The organism is Paenibacillus agricola, from assembly GCF_011440305.1.
GTDB classification, from domain to species: domain Bacteria; phylum Bacillota; class Bacilli; order Paenibacillales; family NBRC-103111; genus Paenibacillus_S; species Paenibacillus_S agricola.
In genome coordinates this window covers 107124-128030 of record NZ_JAAOIW010000018.1, presented here as the reverse complement: position 1 = coordinate 128030, position 20907 = coordinate 107124, and the positions used below count along the sequence as shown (strand labels likewise).

At 40.7% G+C, this 20907-nt stretch carries 15 protein-coding genes; 1 reads left to right on the top strand and 14 read right to left on the bottom strand.

The features are described 5' to 3' along the window. Both G9U52_RS31965 and G9U52_RS40395 read right to left on the bottom strand, forming a co-directional pair. Window positions 1-504 (bottom strand): transposase (locus G9U52_RS31965; protein ID WP_446430486.1); only part of this gene is annotated, 504 nt, incomplete at its 3' end. Window positions 505-1084: 580 nt separating this feature from the next. Next, window positions 1085-1570 (bottom strand): ATP-dependent DNA ligase, encoded by a 486-nt coding sequence (locus G9U52_RS40395; protein WP_243767678.1) that lies wholly within the window; start codon window positions 1568-1570, stop codon window positions 1085-1087. Window positions 1571-3150: 1580 nt separating this feature from the next. Between G9U52_RS40395 and G9U52_RS41100 the strand changes: the two genes are divergently transcribed. After that, window positions 3151-3273: a hypothetical protein gene (locus G9U52_RS41100; protein WP_279538781.1), complete on the top strand. Its 123-nt coding sequence runs from the start codon at window positions 3151-3153 to the stop codon at window positions 3271-3273. Window positions 3274-3369: 96 nt separating this feature from the next. On the opposite strand, the gene G9U52_RS31955 is transcribed toward G9U52_RS41100, so the two are convergent. The 12 genes from G9U52_RS31955 to G9U52_RS31900 form a co-directional block, all read right to left on the bottom strand. Then, entirely contained in the window at window positions 3370-4875 is a 1506-nt protein-coding gene (locus G9U52_RS31955; protein WP_166155320.1) for a DUF2357 domain-containing protein, read from the bottom strand. Beyond that, a complete protein-coding gene (locus tag G9U52_RS31950; protein WP_166155318.1) occupies window positions 4850-7123 on the bottom strand; it encodes an McrB family protein in 2274 nt (757 codons plus the stop codon). The genes G9U52_RS31955 and G9U52_RS31950 overlap by 26 nt, the downstream gene beginning before the upstream one ends. 39 nt (window positions 7124-7162) lie before the next feature. Further along, complete coding sequence (locus G9U52_RS31945; protein WP_166155316.1) at window positions 7163-7555, bottom strand: hypothetical protein; 393 nt, start codon at window positions 7553-7555, stop codon at window positions 7163-7165. 12 nt (window positions 7556-7567) lie between these two features. Beyond that, complete coding sequence (locus G9U52_RS31940; protein WP_166155314.1) at window positions 7568-9388, bottom strand: DUF2357 domain-containing protein; 1821 nt, start codon at window positions 9386-9388, stop codon at window positions 7568-7570. Further along, window positions 9372-11450, bottom strand: coding sequence for an McrB family protein (locus tag G9U52_RS31935; RefSeq protein ID WP_166155312.1), 2079 nt, complete (start codon window positions 11448-11450; stop codon window positions 9372-9374). Before G9U52_RS31935 ends, G9U52_RS31940 begins: the two co-directional genes overlap by 17 nt. A 3-nt stretch (window positions 11451-11453) precedes the next feature. Beyond that, window positions 11454-12842, bottom strand: coding sequence for a hypothetical protein (locus tag G9U52_RS31930; RefSeq protein ID WP_166155310.1), 1389 nt, complete (start codon window positions 12840-12842; stop codon window positions 11454-11456). 253 nt (window positions 12843-13095) lie between these two features. After that, window positions 13096-14046 (bottom strand): hypothetical protein, encoded by a 951-nt coding sequence (locus G9U52_RS31925; protein ID WP_166155308.1) that lies wholly within the window; start codon window positions 14044-14046, stop codon window positions 13096-13098. Between the two features lie 9 nt (window positions 14047-14055). Beyond that, a complete protein-coding gene (locus G9U52_RS31920) occupies window positions 14056-14478 on the bottom strand; it encodes a hypothetical protein (protein WP_166155306.1) in 423 nt (140 codons plus the stop codon). A 17-nt stretch (window positions 14479-14495) separates the two neighbouring features. After that, a complete protein-coding gene (locus G9U52_RS31915; RefSeq protein ID WP_166155304.1) occupies window positions 14496-15308 on the bottom strand; it encodes a hypothetical protein in 813 nt (270 codons plus the stop codon). Continuing rightward, on the bottom strand, window positions 15301-17874 hold the full coding sequence (locus G9U52_RS31910) for an ATP-binding protein (RefSeq protein WP_207953344.1): 2574 nt from the start codon (window positions 17872-17874) through the stop codon (window positions 15301-15303). Before G9U52_RS31910 ends, G9U52_RS31915 begins: the two co-directional genes overlap by 8 nt. 241 nt (window positions 17875-18115) lie before the next feature. Beyond that, a complete protein-coding gene (locus tag G9U52_RS31905) occupies window positions 18116-18808 on the bottom strand; it encodes a hypothetical protein (RefSeq protein WP_166155300.1) in 693 nt (230 codons plus the stop codon). Next, on the bottom strand, window positions 18774-20906 hold the full coding sequence (locus tag G9U52_RS31900) for a dynamin family protein (protein WP_166155298.1): 2133 nt from the start codon (window positions 20904-20906) through the stop codon (window positions 18774-18776). The genes G9U52_RS31905 and G9U52_RS31900 overlap by 35 nt, the downstream gene beginning before the upstream one ends. Window position 20907: the final 1 nt, after the last annotated feature.

Sequence of the window (20907 nt, the reverse complement as noted above, 5' to 3'; positions counted from 1 at the left end):
GGCCGTAAACAGGGCTTGCACTTTTTCTTGCAGCTTCGCTTTATGCTTAACGACGGCTTTTCCCCATACAAAGGTGTAGCGATTCGCCGCCGACTCGATTTTGGTTCCATCGACAAAGTAGTGCTCCAGCTTGACGTAACCCTCTTCTACAAGCAACTCCAAAACAGCCGTAAACACGGGCTCCAACAGATCTTTCGCCCGTTCGGAACGGAACCGGTTTAACGTGCGGAAGTCTGGGGTCTGCCCAGCGCTCAGCCATATGAAAGGAAGCTGTTCACGGGCAGCTTTTGCGATAAGGCGCGACGAATAAAGCCGTTGCATGTAACCAAACACAATGAGCTTGGCCATGAGTTTGGGGTGGTAGTTGCTCCGTCCGCCTCCCACGTAAGTAGCGAGGAAAAGCGTGTCGTCGATTCGGTCGATAGCTGCATTCACGATGCGTACCATGTGCCCGGATGGGACCAGTTCCTCAAGGCTTGGAGGGAGGAGCCATTGCCGGTCCATTTCATAGGGAATGAAAGTGACCGTGTTATGTTTTCTCTTTTTTGGGTTGGGTATTTCGTCCACTTCGAATGGAAAATGAGGTTGTTCCATGGTATGATTAGGCATGAGAGATCGCTCCTTTGGTGGTGTTTGGTGGTACTTACATTTTACCAAAAAGGGCGCTCTCTTTTCCATTTTTTCCGCAACAAAAATAAAGGCTATCCCTCAGTCATTTGACTTATGGGACAGCCTCTTTGTGGTAAATGGGATGGAATGAAGCAATTTTGTCCGAAAATTATATGCATAAAGCTGGATCAATAAACCAAATGCCCTCTTTTCTTCAGGGTCAAGGGCAATTTATTTTAGGATTGTTTAATCAATAAAATGAAGTCCACGAAAGTAGGTAACCGTAATAGCCCCGCCTTAGTCCAATTCCGTATCTTAACCTTCGCCTTTAGTTGTGGATTCAAATACACGTAATGACGGTCTTCCCCACATATAAGTTGATCCCTTACCCCGTAAAAAGCTAACTTGTGCCGTAGAGTCACACCAAGCTCAAATACACTAGCCAGCCAACCCAAATCTCCTTTTCGATAACCGCTTAGGTACACATCCACATAAGAGTCCAATTGATAACCTTCAGCCAGGCTTTAGACCGACCACTGACATAAATGGAATTGGCACGTTTAGCAACCATACCTTCCATGTTGAGCGCAACCATTTGGACAAAAAGCCGTTCGCCCTCTGTTTGAATATAGGGGATAACACCGATATGTGGATTTTGAAAATTCAAACTGCCCAATAGACCTTTGCGATGGGAGAGTGGATAGGAGCGGAGATCCTTACCTTTATAACGGAGGATATCAAAGGCAATAAAATTGATGGAGCGGTTCTCGGCACCCTTCCGGATCTTATCCAACTTTTTGAGAGAAAACCTTTCCATAATCCGTTCAAAATCAATTCTGCCGAATTCATTGGTGGCGGCAGCCTCACCGTCTAAAAGAACGTCATCGATTCCAATGTGGCCAAGGTCTGGATATTGGACCGAACAATTATTTTGATGCCGTGTATAGCCGTGTATAATCAACTTTGAGAGGCTGATCGATCGTATAAAAGGCGATGACCATCCAGTTTGCTCTCAAAAAAAATTTTTTGTAAGAAAAAGGATTCAAGCAGCATGGGTGAAATCGACAATGCTAAACACCTCAGCACTAATTATAACTTAATCAACAACGGGTAAGCAGAGGTAAATATTGCAAGGGATATGCTAGATGGGACAAGGTTTATTAAAAGCCAATAATCCAGACAATTAATCACCACAAACCTTGTATTCAACTGAAGTTACTCAAACTTCTAAGGAGCATATCTTTGCCAATTGGCTAGATATGCTCCTGTTGTTGTCGGGTTATAAGAATATAGTTCGATTAAGAACCGCGTAAGCGGTTTTTTTATTTTATCCGATCACATTCTTGTCATTTCTCAATGTCAAGAATGTGATCCGATTGCCGACTCTAAGCATGCTTTTAGGCATTACGAAGAGGGGCGTGTTTTAACATGCCAAACGGTTGTGAAATAATGCCAAACTGCAGCTCTCCCTGTGCTCACCTGGAAGTTCTACAACCAGGATGAAGGAATCGATCGCACCAGTTCGCCGCGGATCCATGCCAGGCTGCTGGATCGAATATCTTGGTGCAGCAGGCTGTGAATGAATAATACCAAAGAGCAGTTCGCTGATTCTCTAGATGCAAAGTTTAGTACGTTCTCTGAATAAATGCTTATACTTTAAAAACACTCAGTTTCAGCAAATATCAACAAATTAAGTTTGGAATCATAGGCTCTATTATAAATGTTGTAATGTTTTATCAGCTTAACATCATTTTGTATTTTGTAGTGAATAAAATGATTTAAAGTTAACAATTGCTCCCTAAAGGAATTATCAATTATCTCCATTGTAATGTAGGCATGAGGAGAAATATCAATCATAATTATCTGTTCTTCCATGTTTTCAATCTCAACCCAGTTGACTAATTTGCTGACTTTTGACCATTGAAATCCATTTTCACACCATCCGATTCTTCAGATTGAAATCTTGATTTCATTTGAGATATATTAGAAAAATCTTCGCTCGGTTTTTTTATGAAAACCTACTGAATGGTAGTGCTTGTCTGATGCTCCTCTTATTTCATTACGATTATTTTTATTTATTTTGACTCTATGACATTCCATACATAATTTTTTGTAGTTGCACGGCTTTCTTTCAAGGCATTCTTTGCACCTTACATATCTTGATATTTCAGTTCCATACACTCACCACAAGTATCAAGATTTCCGCTTATCATAGGAATAAAATCTCTTTTTCACAACCCCTGCAAATATCATACTCCTCGACGGTTTCACCTCAGTTCATATAAATCCGTTATTTTATTAATATTAAATCATCTGGATAATAGTCTGATATTACAGATTTTCCTTTAGTGATTTCAATTTTTGCAGCACCGACATGAATCACTTTAATAATGTCTTCTTTACCAGTTATTTCAGCATAAACTTTTGGACCTCTGTCAATAGATTGGACACAAAGAATCGAGAAAGCTACAAGACTTTACGGTAGTACGTTCGTACACGCTGGTTAGATAGACCCATCCTTCATCGGTGTGGAGATAGGTGATGTCGGTCATCTTTTACGAAGATGTGCATGGCTTTTTTCAAGATGTCATTCTCCATTTCAAGCTGCCGGATCCGCTTTTGCAGGTCAGCTTGGTTCTTGTCTTTGATTCCTTTCTCAATTAACCATCCCCATTCGGGGATGTGCACCCTTTTTGACGAGTTTAATTCAAATTGACGCTTTTAAGCGCCGCGGCGCAGGTTTTCCATCAATTTTTCTATTTAATCCTCACTGATCTCCATCATTCTCTCTTCTTGTGCTACCAACTTATCCACCCAATCGCGTAGTGAGCTCATGTCGCCTCCCGGCGTAAGCCCGATAGCACCCATTTTATACCTATCTTGAAAATCTGCAGCAAAATAACGGAGCTCGTCACTTTGAACAGGAGTCAGAATAAAAACGTTCTGTACCGCGCGCTCATCGTTGCGGCGAAGCAGAATGCCATCCCGATACTTATGCATTTCACCTAAAGCCGTGCCCAAATTGGCCGGAACCCGGTATTTAGGATCCAATACGTACAAGTGGTCGCCTGTTTCTATGACGATGTCGGGCTTCATCATCTGCGTAAAGGTATAGAAATGCGGTGAGTTATACTGATATACCCGTTGATAATAGATACGCATTCCATTGGTTAAATGGACGACGCTTTCTTTATTTTCGGCAAAATGGAGAAACAGCCCTTCGTGAGTGGTCTGAAACAGTCTACTGCTATTCTTCAGCATTCCCTTCTCCCGAAAAACCTTCACGAGCTGCATATAACACCATATCTCGTATAGAGCAAATGTCTCCTTCAGTGGATAACTGTATTGAAGTCCAATTCGTTCATCCCCATGCTTGTACAATCGCTCAAACCATTGATAGCATTGCTGATATACGGGATGCTTGCGAAATACCTGGGAAATCCGTATCGCCCCTCCATAAGGCGTCACCTGTTTGAAAAAAGGTTCTCTCAGCCAATACCCCACTTTATCTGCATAGAGCTCCGCCGTTGTCGCACTTTCACCTGGACTTGCTTTTCCATAAAGCTTCAACAGATGCCTAAGCTCCACTAAGCTCCGTTTGATCACCCTGTTCTCATAGGTGTTATAGCTGTCCTCTCGGATAGACGATCGCATTATTTCCGGTACAGTTCCTGAAGCACTCCGTCTTCTGTTGCGTTCCAGCCACCCCATCGTCTGGGAATCCACCGTCTTAACGCGATCCCTCCTCATCTGCTGTTCACGTGCTTGAAGCACCCTTGTCGGTTGTGCCACAACTTGACGAATCAAGCTTGCAAGCCAAGCGAACGATGCTTGCAAATAACTCCACTGCGCCAAGGATAGCAAACGAGAATGCCGATCTGCTTGAATACCTGTCTCAATCTCCGAATAATTGAAGCAAAGAGGCGCTTCTTGTAAGATCTCGCTTAACATGAGGTTATACTGCTCCTGCGTCAATTTACGAGGGTCAGGATAAATATAGGATTCGAACAGCTCCGCGTTAATTTCAAAAGTGACTTGCCCACTATAAAATGGTGTAATCAATTGACCATAGGCTTCATGAGCCTCTAGCCTATGCGGAGCTTGTGGCAAGCCACAGAAACGGATCAAGGGCGGCGGCTCCAAGCCAGTCATGACATACTTCCATTCGTAGGTCGAGGCCTCGACCAGATAGGCTTCTTCCAATGGAAGCCAAGCCTCGCCGGATAATCGAAGCAGGAAATTACCGCCAGAACTGTGTTGCCCCATAACGCATAAGCTCCTTCTCCATACGCCCAATATGACCGTGGCTTGCTGATTCTTCTCCCAGATGTGCAGCGAACGCCTCCCTTAACTCCACAAGCAGTTCTGCAATCCGGTCATCTCCTCTGAGCTTGGGCAACACCTTCTCCGATATGACACGATCCAGCATTGCCTTTCTGGATGCCTGATGCTCCACATCCAATGTAATATGGCGGCTCATCTTCTGAATCATCTCATTCATAGTCCGATAACCAAAATGCAAGTGATAGGGAGCAAGCCAGCCATGAAGCCGCTTCAGAAATAAAAATTCGTCCTGCAGTCCCGCTCTGATCCCGTCATCTACCCGGCTCCAGAAGGTCTCCAAATCCACATCGCTTAACGTCATAACGAAGGCACGGTCGAGTACCTTGTCCGAGATGCTGTGAGTGGTTTCATCAACGTTCACTGTTCCGATAAGGTATACATTAGGCGGTATGCTGATCCTGGATGGAATGCCTTCCAGATCTTCCCGATTATGCAGTGGAATTTCTTTATGCGACTCCACCCCGCTTAGATAATCGCTTAAGTAATACTCCACCCGTGCAAGATTCATTTCGTCCAGCACAATAAAATGCGGCTTCTCCCGCTCCTCGTGAGCATGCAGCAGTACCTTCAGAAATTCCGTTATCATATATCGGTGTTCGAATGAGCTGTAGTAGCCAAACAGTGCAGTTGCATCCGTCCAATCTGGCCGGACTGGAATGATAGACAAGTACGGATTGTCTGCTTCATAAGACATTCCATATACCGCATTTGCATATAGCTTGGCCAGCTGTGTTTTCCCGGTCCCGGAGATGCCGCTTAAGATGACGAAATGCTTATCGTCCAAAGCCGTCAAATTCAGATGTAAATCTCGTATCAAATCCTTGTCAAACGTCAGTGAACAGTTCTGAATGGCATCATAAATGACTGAAAAACTAAAATTGCTGTTGTATTCAAGACCTTCAACGCCCTCGTTGAATTTGCCAGCGTTACCAGCATTTTTAGGTGCAACGGCTACATCTGAACCACCTGATAAATCTTTTGTCTCAAGGAATTTAAGCTTGCCGCGACCGCTTACGTGAGCAAACAAAAGGGCTGCACAAGCAAAATCCCCCTTAATTTTCGCCAAATCTTCTTCAAACCGCCGTTCAGCATTCACATACGTGCCCATGAAATATTCATTATCTTCACGTACTGAGATACCGTGCTGTTTGAGCAATTCTATTGCCCGAGCCTTCAAATCCTCGTTGTCCTGGTTCTGCGTTTTGAACGACTTTTGAATCCACCATTCCTTGCGGTCATCGTCGAGCAATACTGCGACATTAGCATAAATGTGATTATTCCCTTCGACATTAACACCAAGCATCGGCTTTGATGATGCAGATTTCACATCATACTCACTGTAATCGAAGCTGCCTTGCACAATCGTCTGCCCTTCCCGCTTCAGTGTAAAGGACTGCTTGCGTGTACCCGACTTCTCATTCTCTACAACACCGTAATGAATCTGATAGGAATGGCCAAGCAGCGATATTTGATAGATAGCTTCAACGGAGGAAATCAGCTCCATAATATGTGCCGCTCTCACGGTCTGATACTTATCCTCCAGCGCACAGTCCCTTATTGCAGCCGTCTGTTCCCATGTCTGTCTTAACAGATTCACAATGTCAGTTACCGCGCACTCCCCTTCCAGAGGTATAACTAGACCGAAATAAATCCATGGCCTATTTCTTGGTTTCATCATATCACGCATGGTCTGCTCCAAAATAGATCGTTCAATCTCATCTTTCGTGAATGCACTAGTTCTCATAAATGTCTTAATATCGGGCTCCAACTCACCCAGCATCGAATTCAAGTTGCCTGTCCGAATCAGCTCGTAAGCCTGATAAAAGCTTAGCTCCGAATACACATAGAGCTGTTTCTCAACACCGTTAAATTCCAGCGTCAGCAGAGTGACATCCGTTCCGCTTATTTTGCGTACAATTTGTGCAAAATACCTTTTACCGATGCTGGTGTCCTTCTTCTGATCCGCATATTTCGGGTTTAAAGAATCGTGGTAAGTGGTCATTAACGTTTGACCATAAGTAGCAATCCTATAATCCTGACCAACCAACGTTCTGGCCAATTCATCCAGCTCTTCTTTCCAGACCCTGTCCATCGTATCATATACGGTCTTGCATCGTTCCGTAGTACTTTTAATTTCAAAAATCCGCTGGTATTCTGATAAGTTAATCATGCAAGTTCTCCTTGTCCCAAATAAGTCATAACAATATTATTATTGTAAGGTGTTTGTATAATGATCCTTTACAAAATAAGTCCATAAGCTCTCGAGATCCCGGAGGCTTTTTTCTTTAAAATTAGGAAAAATAATTGTCAATTGATCATAGAGTTCTTCTTGAAAGGAAATAAACCCCCCAATAATTTGTTCATCTTCAACAAGTAATTGAAAGAGTACACAACTTTTCCCTACGTATTTTGAGGTAAATAATTTATCAGATGGTTTAAAAATCAAAAGACGAAAGATTTCTTCCGCTCCCCAAAGTTCATAAAAAACGGATTGTTTGGTTCCAGAGTAAAAATTAATGCCTATTTGGTTTTGCATCTTGTAATCAGGCCCGATTAAATATTCTTGTCTGAGAAGCCTTTGCAGGTCATCATTATTATTCAAAATTTCTCACCTCTATATAGAATCCTTAATAGATGTATTCAAAAAGTCATGTACAAAAAAATTCAAATGATCGAAACCAAAGGGTTCATCTTCACTAGCTGGATCGACTGCCTCTAACTGAATAAATGCAAGCGTATAATCGTTTCTCTCAAAAAAAGGAGCCGCCGAAGGTTGCTTGGGGTAAACAGTAACGACTTTGCTCACAGCTTGACGGTCCAACTGATGCTTTTGGGGTTTATTCAAATCATAATGCCAAATATTGAGGTAGTCTTTCAATTGCCACATCACATCATTTTCCTCAATCTCATCCCATAAATAGGAAACATGTCGGCATTTCACTTCGATAATAATAGATTTAAGAAAATGACCTTCCTTGGAATAAAGGGCAAGACGAATGTCAGGAGATTTCTTCTTATTAGCTTTAAAATAGCTTTGTGTGTCTTGGCCACCTGTCTCCAAAATTTGCGTATCGTACGCTAATTCGATCATGAAATCTTCCTTTTCAAAAGTCAAAAGGGTATCCGGCACAAGGCTGCCTATCATGGAAATGGGATTAATCTCATCAGCAAGCCAACCGTTAATCCATGTAAAACCGTAAGTTTCCAATGATTCGATGACAAGACATACCACATAATATTCAAAAAGCAAGGAGGTGCGTTTATACGGAAAAACTGTATCTTTATTAAAAACCTCTTTTGTTTCCATGTTTTCAATTCCCGAATAAAATCGATATAAATACGCATAACGCGAATCCTTTAATAATCGAGCGGTTGGCTTCTTCTGTTGAAGTCGCTGGCTAATGCCCGATAAACTTTCATGGAGTTCAAATCGGGAAAAATAAGCGATAAACTTTTGCAATTCAAGAATGCTGTTATCCGTCTTGATTAAACGCTCATTGGTTTGAACGATCTCTTTCCTCCGCTGGGAAATGAGGGCATTTAATTCGTTTCGCGTATCATCGTAGCCCAGTGATGATCCTAGCAAACGAAGCCTTTGTTGAAAGTTAAGCATTTCATTCTGCTTTTTTTCAAGTAGCTGGTTTAAATCCATTTGTAAGGCTTGGAATGTCTGGATAGCCTTCTTCAAGGATTTTCTTGTTGATCGAAGAATATGCTTTACCCATCTGTTCTCTGGAGTCTCTACAGTTAAACGAGAATGCTTTTCATAAAAGTGGGAAAGCTCCAAAGGATTAGAATTATTCGCCATCCCCCTTTTAGATAACCAGCGAAGACTTTTGGCATCGGGCCGTTTGGAGTAATTTCTTGTATCGTATACCTGCACGACTTGTTGCTGTGGGTCTTCGAGAATCTCCTCAATATGATGCTTTAAGCGATTAAAATGCTTTTGAACATGCTGATAAATCTTTAGGCTATGAGTCACTACATGGTGTTCATCTTCGTAGGTTCCACTCTTGCGGCGCAATAAATCTTTAGAGAGACCCGTAAGCTTTGTTTCTAGATAGCTACGGAGGTGAAATATTTGCTCCCAGCTCATATTTTTCGGTTTAATCCGATATAAGGTTTCATAGGTGCCCATGTTGGTATGGACCACAACCGGATAATCCCCGGGAACCAGCATGTCTTCAGAATCCCCTGGCTTTGCAAGGAGATAGGCCTCTCCAGGATGGATGACTGTAAGCGAATCACTGTCAAAGGCTTGTACCCATAATGTATCTGTCGGGTCATTAGACTCCAAACGAATCTGCAATGACTGGTACTCATTAATGGATTTAAAATTATCATCAATTTGTCCTTGTGCATAGAGGGGCAGCTCTGATTCAAACCAGCCCTCCCTTCGTTCTTCCGCTAAATATACTTTAGGAAGCAAAGTCATTGATATACAGCTCCCTTGCTTTGCGCTTGATCTCATCTTGTGTAAGTATGAAGTGGCTGATTCCATTTGCCGCTGTAGATGTAAACAATTCAAACAATTCGCTACCTTGCGGACTCCCTCCAATCACACTAAGTGTACCGATCAGGCCGCCAAACACTTCGGATGAACCCCTAATTTTTGTGAGTATCCTTTGTTTAACTTGAAGATCGATTGCCGTATCACGAGCAATTGTGCACTGACCGTTTTCATCAAGAGGTATGTTATTCAAGAACATTCCTATCCTTTCTAAGGCTCGGAATGAGATACCTTTTTGTTTATCATACTTTTGGATAATGTCATGCAAACCATCGAAAAATACAAGCTCGTCATCAGAGAATGCTGCCCACGCATCCGAGTTACTATTCCATGAACGATAAATACCGCGATTTCTAAATAATTCCACAAAATCACTATTCACTTGCTCTAAATGAGCCATATCCCGCAGTGCTTGGCGGTGAGCTGAGAACTTCATTTTTTGAGGCGTTACAATATTGGCACGATCTAATAAACGATCAGAAAAATCTTTAGTGGTTTCGTCCATATTGGCTGTTCCGATAAATATAACATTCTCTCCAATAGAAATCGTTGCCGGATATTTGGCCGAGTTATGACAAACGGTATCCTTACTCCACAGCTTTAACTCACGGTAAGATTCTTCCTGATCCATCTCCAGCAGGGAAATAAATGGTGAGAACCAGTACTCTACCTGTGATAAATTCATTTCATCAAAAATAACCATATGCATTTGCTCTTTATAGTTCTTAGCATGGATAAGGAAATCGATCAAGCCCGTCTCCGAAGGAACGTATAGTCCTGTGCTAGTATTATGAAAACCGATAATATCCTCTGGCTCCGTATACGATGGGCTTATTGGTAACACTAGCAAGTTGCCTTCGTCCTTGGAGAGCCCTAACGTTTTGGCGTAAATTAAAGCAAGCTGGCTTTTGCCCGTTCCACTCATTCCGGATAATATGGTAATAGGATTCGTTTTCACACTAACATGGAAATTAATAAGATCCTCTTTTTCATAACAAAGCTTCTTCGCTATGGCTTGCTTCTCCATCTCACTCAAGAATTGAAGTTCCAGTTTATGCGCATCCGAAGAAGGCAAAGCACTGAACTTTGGAGCCTGAATGGGTTTGGATACTGGCTCGGTTGATTGGATTGGAATTTTCAAGGCTTCAGCAGTGAGTGTGGCATGGGGGTCTATAGTCTCATCCTCTGCCTCGTAAATAGACATACCCTCTTTCATAAATTCATTTTTCAAAGAAAATAAGTAGTCTTCACTAATGAACACGAGGCTGCCAGGGTTTCCAATAACTTGTTGAACCCTCAATACTTTTTGATCAATTTTAATTTTTCTCACTTCAGTTGGTGCAGTAAACATCCATCCATTCTTTCGGCTTGGATCCTTCTTCCAACCGTCGTTAAAGTAATACAAATAATCTTCGGATATGACGTAATCCGGCTGGAACATATTATGGTAAAAATCTTTGAACAAAATCATTTTAGATTCCTTTAAGCTTTGTTCAAACTGCCTACGGTCAGGTGCAAGAGGGACTGGAAGATATTCTGTATTTAAAGGAACATCGCCATCTTCAATCGAGATAATGTCGATGTTTTTAAACACTTTACCTTCCGTCGTGAAAATGACTCGGGGGCGAAACACAATGATTTTCCCATCCAGCTTGTCCTTTACTTTTTTTACTTTCCCCTCGATATCTGTTGTGTAAGTAATGTTAGTGGGCATTAAATTCCGCGGAAACGAATCTTCGATCCCTATGTACAATGTACTAAAATCCCGATCATTATGAATATGATCCAGTTCAATAATCGGCTCTGGCTGGCTGCTGATCGGTTTCACAAAAAAACAAACCTTATTGCTATTTTTCATCTGGGTTACTGCTTCTTGTGTTTCTCCTATTTTAGGAAAATCCTCGGGATTTGTGGCAAGTACCCCTAATAGCAAGTTTGTATTACTTTCCAGAAGCTGCGATTTCATCATTTTATCGACTTCGAACATGGCTTATACCCCCGAATGAGTTTGTTTAAAACAAGCAGTTTTTTCTAACAGTTCTTTGTTGGAACGAGCAAAGAAAAACTCAGTTTCAATTCCATTTTTCTGGCATATATCTTGAACCTTGTATATCACCGTACTATTTAAACCATCTCGCTGGATATAAATCTTAGGAAATTGTTTTATTTTCTCATTGCGCTGGGTAAATTGTGACATTGAGAACACGGTAATTTCAGGAAATACTAACGAAAAAAATTCGGAGTCCTGATGATGAACAACAGCAAAAGATCGTATTTCCTCGTAACAAGTTGAATCTTCAGCGATTTGATTTATCTTTTGTTCGGATGCTGCCAGTTGTTCTCCCACCTCCAGCAGCTCGCGTTTTTGAGCTTCTACGGCCTTTTCTTGCTGGGTCAGTTGTACTTGCATTTTTTTCTCGTAATCTTTTTCCAGCTTTTGTATACTCGCTGTCAGCTTTGATACCGCTACATTTAGTTCCTTTTTTTCCTTATCATATTGTCGCTTTTCTCTTTCAGAAACTTTCAATTTCTCTTTTGCTTCCTGAAGTTGAACTTGAACGGTATCTCTTGATTCCATGGACTGTATCCAGTTTAGTTTTTCTACCCCGAGAATATGGTTTTGATCAATGGATTGACTCCATTTCTTCTGGCGGTTTTCTGCTAAATAATAGGCTGAATGCAAAGCCATCCCTATTCGAATATCTTGTTGCTCTCCAATATGGGTTAATGCGAAGGAAAAAAAAGCTATGAAATCCAGCTCTTTTTGAAACTCCCGCCGCGTATTTTCAAATTCAAGAAGTGTCATTTCGGCAACGATCGGCCTCAATTCATCTAAGTAAGAACGCTCTTCATCAGTAAATATGTCTTGTAACATATTCAAGAAATTATCAATACCTGTTGCCCCCATAAAAGTTGCTTGTTCACGAAGATGGTTTGCCAGCTCCTCCTCACTCTCAAAGTGAACCGGAATATCGAATATACTCTTGTTTTCTTTAAAGTTCTCAACTAGAAGCGGCAGCTTCTCTTTTAATATTTCAGGCTGGTACATCAGTGCAACAGCTAGCTTCACATGATCTGGAACTTGTTCTCCATTTATTTCGGCAAGGTGCCTGAATAAGCCCTTCATATCGTACTTTCCAAACAGTTCATCATTAGAAGCGTTCTTATAAGCCGAAATATGCTTAAAAAAACGGTTTGAACTACTGGCCCTCTTCCAGTTTCGCGTTGTTTGGCCTTTAAACATATTCTTGATAAATAGTTTTTTCTGTTGAATCGTCGGATTTCTACTAAAACCAGGCACGGTCTCCCCGAATTCTTTCAATATCTTTGTACACATTTTGTCATCAATAAGCTCTATATAAAGCTCAATCTCATTCAATGTATTCACTCCTTTACGAGCCTACCTTCAACTTGTTTTCTATACCTTATCCTAACATAGCCCAAGGACACCACGATGTCAGGGAATATTCGTTCGTATTATAGAATTTCCGTTCTTTAAAAAAGCCAAACCGTTATATAGATAGCGGCTTGGCTTGTGTATTTTCCTACTGCTTTTAATCTGAACCGTGATTTATATACATTAATCAAGAACAACCTAATGAAGAACACTAAGACTTAAAGAGCTATCCAGTTCAAGTCTGCTCCTTCTCACAAGCTTCATTGAATGTTGTCTTTTTATAAAGAATATTGAGCAACTCAGCTTGAAATTGCTCTGAAATAAGCTGCAAATCGATTTCTATTTTTTCACCGTCGGAGTAGACAACCAAGAGCGAATCCATATCTTTATCTTTTTGTGCAAATCTTTCTTCAAGTTGAATAGGCTCATCATTTATAATATTTTCCAACAAAAACCTAACATCTTGAGCTTCGGCATCAGGGTTTAATTCTGTTGAACTATTAGGTTCACTGGCTTTCTCGAAAGGTTCATTTTCTCCGCCTCCATTGTATAACCTTTCATATTCACTTAAGCACTTCAAAAAGTAGCTTTGGTACTGCTGGATAATACCATCGGTAATAGTCGGCAAATGGTAGCCAGCCCTGCCTCTCAGTTCTTCAATAACTTTAGAATTTCGAATTCCTTCATAATTACGCTCTAGAGCGACTATTGATTTATCCTGATTCCACTCTCTTAAATGATAATAAATACCAACTAATATTTTATGAAATTCTGTACCTTCATAAGAAAAATTGACTTCTTTCCTAATGATGTAATTAACGTTATGCCTATATTGCTCAACATCACTCAATGTCCACATAAATGATCTTAGCTTCTTACTACTATTAGAAGCCTCGCTAGTTAACTGATTAGACAGAGACAGGAGCTTGCTTTTGATTTTATCTGCATCAGCCATCTTCTCTAAATCAACAGGTTCAACAGATGGCTTAGGGATATGCTGATCTATTATCACGCCTAAATAAATATTCTCCGCTTCAAGTAACTCCATCATCTCATTATGAAAGCTACCAATATAGAGGTTGAGCTTCTTTATCGTCACATTGATGCTGAGTGGATTCGTAAGCATGCTTGTTTTTTGTTTCTCCAAATAATTCAGAACATTTTTATTTATAAGGGAAAAATCCAAGACAACCACCTACATGATCCAAACTATAACACTTAAATGCTGTTGTTTGGCCCTCTCCAAGAAAAAAGCAAGGTTTTTCATCGCAATATTTTCATCAAAGTTCATCACTACCGCGATTACATCTTCAAGCCTTTGCTTAGGGATACCATTTGTTCGCAATAAAAACTGTATGTCCTTATTGTCTATAGCATCAGCCGCTGCTTCAAGCTCATCTGTCTGTTCTTGGTTCAAGAAACCTAGAATTGTCCCGGTCTCAGACAGCTTCAATTGAATAATTTCCTTTAGGCTATCTTTTTCCTTCAATAGAGCAACTCTTTGCTCCTTTTCTAATGACGGTTTGAATAAATCCTTCGTAAGGCTGCTAAATTCAAATAGATCATCCTGAAGTTGGATATACTGCTCGGAGTCCACTCCGAAATACGTTTGTCTCATGTTTATCCACCCTTTCCTTACAGTTTGAGGCTGCTTATTATTCCTACATTCATTTCTGTAGAGGTCACATCCGCTACGTAAAGATGGCTTCCCTTTTCTGCCAACTGTTTCTCGAAGCTACCTCGAACATCAGGGCTGAGCTCCATGTAATCTCGTGTCACTACAATTAACGAATTTTCACCGTGGCCTTCCACCTGCTTTAAAATGTGACCCATTTCATTACGAATATAGCTTGAAGAACCGCACTTGGCTTCAATATACAAATCTTCACCCTGCGCAATTTGAAGGTCGCTGATTCTCATATCCTCTACGGCCCCCCGTAGGATTACATCCGGCTTGGTCGCTCCCCAATCCGTGGGTACGAGCTGCTGCTCCACATCAACAGACTCAAACTTATTTGCAAGAGTATCTTTTAGCTCGTATTCTAATACTGTCCCTTTGTATCGATTTAACGTTTCGGCTGCACGCTGATATTCCAAATCAGAAGGGTTATTTGATAAAATTCCCTCTTGTCTTGACATGACAATATCTACTTTCATATTCTGAGCTCTAATCTCGTTTATATAATCAGAATTTCCGAAGTCCTTTGTTATATCGCACAGTCCAATATCATCAGACATGTATTGGGCCCTGTCATTCATTGCTTCGAGATGTGGATCAGTTGCAACGGTCTGCTCCTGCATATAATCAAGCTCCGCTTCTACCGGAAATTCCGTGAAGTCAAAACCATTGTTGTCCAGCAGCTCAAGCTTTTGCGTTTCGATGGTACTCTTAAGTGCCTCAGCATTTGACGCAATCTTCTTGACGCCTTCAATGATAAACTCATACATCGCTATCACCACCTAATTTAAGTTGATTGAGCTCAAGTAACAGATATTCTTTTTTATGCACTTCATATTCTTTAGGAAGAAGGTCTAGACACGCTTCTATATACCTCTCCATAAAGATTTGTTTGTTAATCTTTTTGGTGATCTTATGATTCGTTTTGATATTATGCAGGAGCGCTTCTCTTATAAATGACAACACAAATTCCTCTACATCTATGTTCATATCAAAGCCATAATCAGTAGTATAAAGAATGATTTTATCCCTTGAGGTGAAATAATTACGCTGCAGGTTTTGTAGCTTATCGTCTAATAGAGTTCTGTAAAATCGCTGCGCTTCATCCAATAAATCAGAATACCCTTGCATATTCTGTATAATGATTTCCGTTAGCGGATGCGTCGCTTTGGCATAGTAGAAAATAGAATTATAATCTTTACTATACGCCTTGACAGTTTGATCCGATACATACCGGATATACTCTTTCCCGTGCAGGATCTGCAGATGGACGGGTGAATTCATGCCGTCAGTAAACACCAGCGCTGAACCATTCTTAAGTCTACTTATAAAAGACACCTTTTCTTCTGCAAGACCAAGCGAATTAGCTACGTAATCGCAATCCTCTTTAGAAACAATACGATGAATGATCTTTGTATTCGTATTTTTCAATACATCAGGTGCCAGCTTAGTTGGCACCTGATCCACAATAATCATGCCTTCTCCGTACGCTCGGATTTCGGATAAGATATGACTCAAGCTTTCTACAGCTTTACCTTTAATGTTTACATCCTCTTGGCTACCCTGCTGATTCACATTGGCAAAAATACGATGGGCCTCTTCAAAAACGAGCAAATGTTTCAAATCGCCTGTAAAATCCTGTTCCTTTGTCTTTAAATATTCATAGATAAATACGGATATGAGTCCGATTAACAATGACTTTTCATCGTCATCGGCAACCGCTTCAAGCTCTAGTACGGTTGGATATCGCAAAAGCTCTTGGATATCCATCGTCTCTACCGTATCTAGCATCCGCCCTTTACCGCCAGTCATTAAGCTTTTAATACGTGTGAGTAGTGCTGCACGAATATTTTGCATTTGCTCCTGTGCATATCCAAGCTCCCGCGTATAGCTGTCAATTTCGTGATATAGATCTCCTATTGTAGGAAAATATTTGTGATATTGCAGTGAATCATTCTGATAAATATTGCGGGATGTCGTCAAGCTCCATCCTTTTTTCATATATACATTTGTAATACATTGCTCCAAAATGTTCGGCATCGAAGCATACATCGTAAAAGAAGCATTAAAAATAACCTTCAGATTGTCAATATGCTGCTGGATATTTACACTCGGCGGGAAATAAAAAGGGTTGATTCGTAGTGGCGAAACACTTTCATTTCCGAGAGTATATATTCTGAGGTCCGGGAATAATTGTTTTAAGCCTCTATATTCTTTCTTGGCAGGTTCGATTATCAAGAAAGGAACATCCACGTTTTTGAGTAGATTAAATATGGTATTCGTCTTGCCGCTACCTGTTATACCTGCTACAAGCAAATGCTTGACCAATTGCTTAGGCTCCAGAGGAAATAATGTTGAAGTCCGTTTATCTCCATCATAGATGTGCCCAAGGGGAATCCCTTTAGAACCTAATGGATTTTGACTAAACCGCGGTGTCTGAACAAATTCATAACCGTTATAATCCTCTTTCGGAACATCCCACACATAAGATAGCTCTTCTCCAGATAAAAAGCTAAACTCACGAAAATGCTCGCTAAATATATTCAGCGTGCGATTGTCCCTGTCATTCTCCAACCAGCTTATAGTTTCGCAGGCTTTGTTTAATGCAAACAGTTGATAAGGCTCGATTGCTCCTGGACTGTAAGTGGACCTGTATACTTCACCTATAGCGGTAAGATCAGCCCGATCGTTTGCATAGATTGAAATTGATGTTTTCCATAAACCAGAAGATAGAGCTTGCTGTAATCTAACTGTATACAGTTCCAGCATCTGATCCAGCTGTATGGCTTCATACTCTGAATACTCAATATTTGTTGTAACCGTTTCAGTTATCCCTTTAGAGTCAGAGCTTGAGCTCGTTCTTCCTTCACTTGTCGAGTTGCCTGAATTGACGACAACTAAATTACCGCCACTATTGCTGGCATCAGTCATCGTTTCCCCATGGCTCGAAGAATACGTATCGGATTCTGCTTTACTCTCCGATCGACTCATTTTAAGCTTTTTCGAGTTTGTCGTTCGCTGCTCTATTACGGTATGCAATTGCTGAATAACAGCAGCCTTATGGACAGTTCTCGCCACAATCTCCAGCATAATATCCTTGTCATGAATCATTTTAACGAAGGGTTCTATATAGGTGAAATATTTTGTGTCATTCTTTTCAGGTATACCGGTAATGACTAACTGCTCTCGAAACTCAGTGGTAGGTGACTGAAGCTTAATTTCTTGAAAATCCACCGTTTGAAAATAGGAACTGAATCGTTCCCCAATTGATTGTCCGTCCGTCCTTCTAGCCCCTATGTATAACGAAATAGTCCGACTGGCGCGGTCACTCTTCACCCGAAATATAAGGGGAGACTGGTTATTTGACCATGACGCAATAAATTGTTTTATCCGATAATTCGCAAAACTTTGAAGCTCCTCTTTGTCAAGAGCATCCGAAATACAAATTTTATGTATGTGAAAAAAACGATATTGTTCCATGTCCACTGCTGGATGATTCAATCGAGCTTCTTGCAATGATGTGTCTAGCCGCTTCAAACTACCTATATTTTCTAACACAATCGATGAAACCCTCTTCCTAAGTTAGAGTAGGTCCGCACGCTTCTTCCATTTGCTTAATATATTTACGGAACAAAGTTACAATGACAGCCTTTCGTCTAAGAATGACGGCCTCAACCTTTTGTTGGCTTACTCTGGTTTGCATACGCTTAGGCGTTTGTGTTTGGCGCATCGTTCTTACAGCGGGTGTATTCGTCCTGGACGAGTTGATCGATTTGCGGATTACCGACCCTGCTACTGCAACGCCAATGCTTCCGATCAAAAGTACCGGTACACTTTTAGTAATCAAAAGTCCAAGTCCGAGTCCGAGAACTGCACCCGTCGGTGTTCCCATGTTCAAATAAGGCATTGTCGTCTTAGAAGGTCGCACAGAACGGTTCACATGACCTACCTCAACCATTACTTCCTCCATACATTCTTCTTTGGTTATAGTGAATTTGGGTATGATCAGCATCTGATGAATCTGGTCAATCAAAGTAAGGAGATGCCGCCGCTCTGCTTCTGCCAAATTTTTAAAAGTGGGCAATTCATTTAATTCACTGATAATTTCTTCTTTAATGGCTAAAGCATAAATAGCTAGTTTATTTGGCTCTAAGCCATAACTTTTGCCTAAAGTCGACCAATCGTTAATCGTTGTACCGTCCTTAATGAGCTTATTGTATAGTTTGTTAAGATAATTATTGATAGACTGGACTTTGGACTGAAAGTTCATGCTCCATATCTCCCTCTGCTAACTGTTTAACTCTGCTCTCGAAACGATGACTGATTTCACTAACCTTCACAATATTTTTTTGCTTTTGTGCGACCGATTCTTCTTTCTCATCTTCATTTTTGTCCATCTCTTTTTTTAGGTTCACTAATACAGTTTGTTTAATCTTCACGACGTTCGTGATGATTTTGGACACATCCGAGCTAATGTCCTTAGCAATCTCTTTCGACATATCAACAATCGGCTCAGCAATGGAAACTTCGCTTTCACTCAATTTATTTTTCATTATTTCAGTCAGTTCGTCGATAAGTCCATCAAGTTCACGTTTAAATCGGTATAAATCGAATTTCTCCTCATAATCCTCCGCTCCAAATAGTCCCTTGAGCCAGTTCCAAGCCCCTCCCACTTTTTCCATCGAAATTGAAGATTCATACGCAGATTGAACCTTTTCCTGGCAATCCTTCGCAACAGATACAAGGATCTCGGAAAATTGCCGCTCGATTTTGTTCATTGATGCGCCTACGAGGCTATCCACATTCAAATTACCGATCCGGTTCATCTTAGAGCCAAGATTCTTAATCTCAGCCTCTTCCAATTTCTCAGTAACGTTATCAAGCTGTTGCTGGATATCGCCGATGAGGGTAGCAATAATTGTCTTGACCGCTAGGAACGACTGTCTAACCATCTCCTTTACCTTCAGCACAAGATATTCTTCCGCATCCAAAATAACCGACTGAACAATCTCCTCTGCGTTATATCGGTCGATTTTTTGCTTCGCCTTAGACCATCTCTTGAATAATTCTCTTTCTATATCCTTTGTTATGTCAACTAACTGACCTCCAATTTCATCTGATATTTCGTCTTGCAGGCTATGTCCAGAAATGCCACCAAGTATTCGTTTAGAAACTAGACTTTGAATGCTCTTCAAGGTGGTTTCTTTTAAGGAATCGATTTCCCCGCGGAGTTTATCTATTTTCTCAATATAAACAGTATTATTCTCTTTGATCATGGATTGCATTTCTTTAATTTCAAACTTCAGCTTATTGATCGTATCGGATAATATATTCCGAATCGTTGACATAACGTCGGTGATCAAATATTTGTTTTTGCTCTGTAGATATTCTCCCAATGATTTCTCAAGCTCTTTAATTTTGCTGAAATGGATAATATCAGACGCATTTTGCTCCAATATTTGTTTTCCAGCAATCGTGTATTCGGGATCTGCCGGGTCAGGAATTTTAATTTTTCTGTCCTTTTGAATATCGGCGATCTCCAAATCCTTAGTGAGCAGCTGCTTGCCCTTCATCCCGAAATAAGCGGATACTTCATGAATGTTAGGGCGCGTAATAATACCGGAGAGAACTTCCTCTAATTCATGACGGGCCTTTTGAATATCCTCAACATCAAATACGTCAATTTTATTAATTACGAAGAAAATATGGCGACCGTCCTCCTCCAAGCTAGAGCTCTTTGCAGATTGTACATAATTTCTGATTTTATCGGTGAAATGCTCCTCACCAACGCTATCTGGATCAATCATGAAGATGACGGCATTAACTTGAGGGATAATATTGTTAGTGATAGCCTCGTGTTTCTCATGTCTTGAGAACAAACCCGGCGTATCGATAATTTCCACATTGTCCTTACAAATATCTAATGGACAATAAACAACAACCTGTTTGATTCTTTCCTCATTCGTTTCATCTCTAACGGTTGTAATTTTTTTCAACACTTCTTTACAAGATTGGTATGTAAGGAGTTCTCCACACTCATCTGTCTCAAGAATATCGACCTTTGGATTTTGCAGATATGTAATCTCAATCTTAATATCTTTGGAATAGCTGATTTTTGTAATCACCGACGTTTCTGCGCGAATATCCATACTTAACAGGTCTTTCCCAATGATTGAGTTAATAAAGGTTGATTTCCCGGCACTGAAGGGTGCGACAAGGGCGATTTTAAAATCCCCTTTTTCCAAGCGTATAACCTCTTCAGATAGCATGGAGTTTCCAATAATGTATGGATCCACATACTTTGATTTTTCCAATTCCTTAATTAAATTTAATAAATACTTTTTCGTTTCAGCGTATCTTTCCAGCATG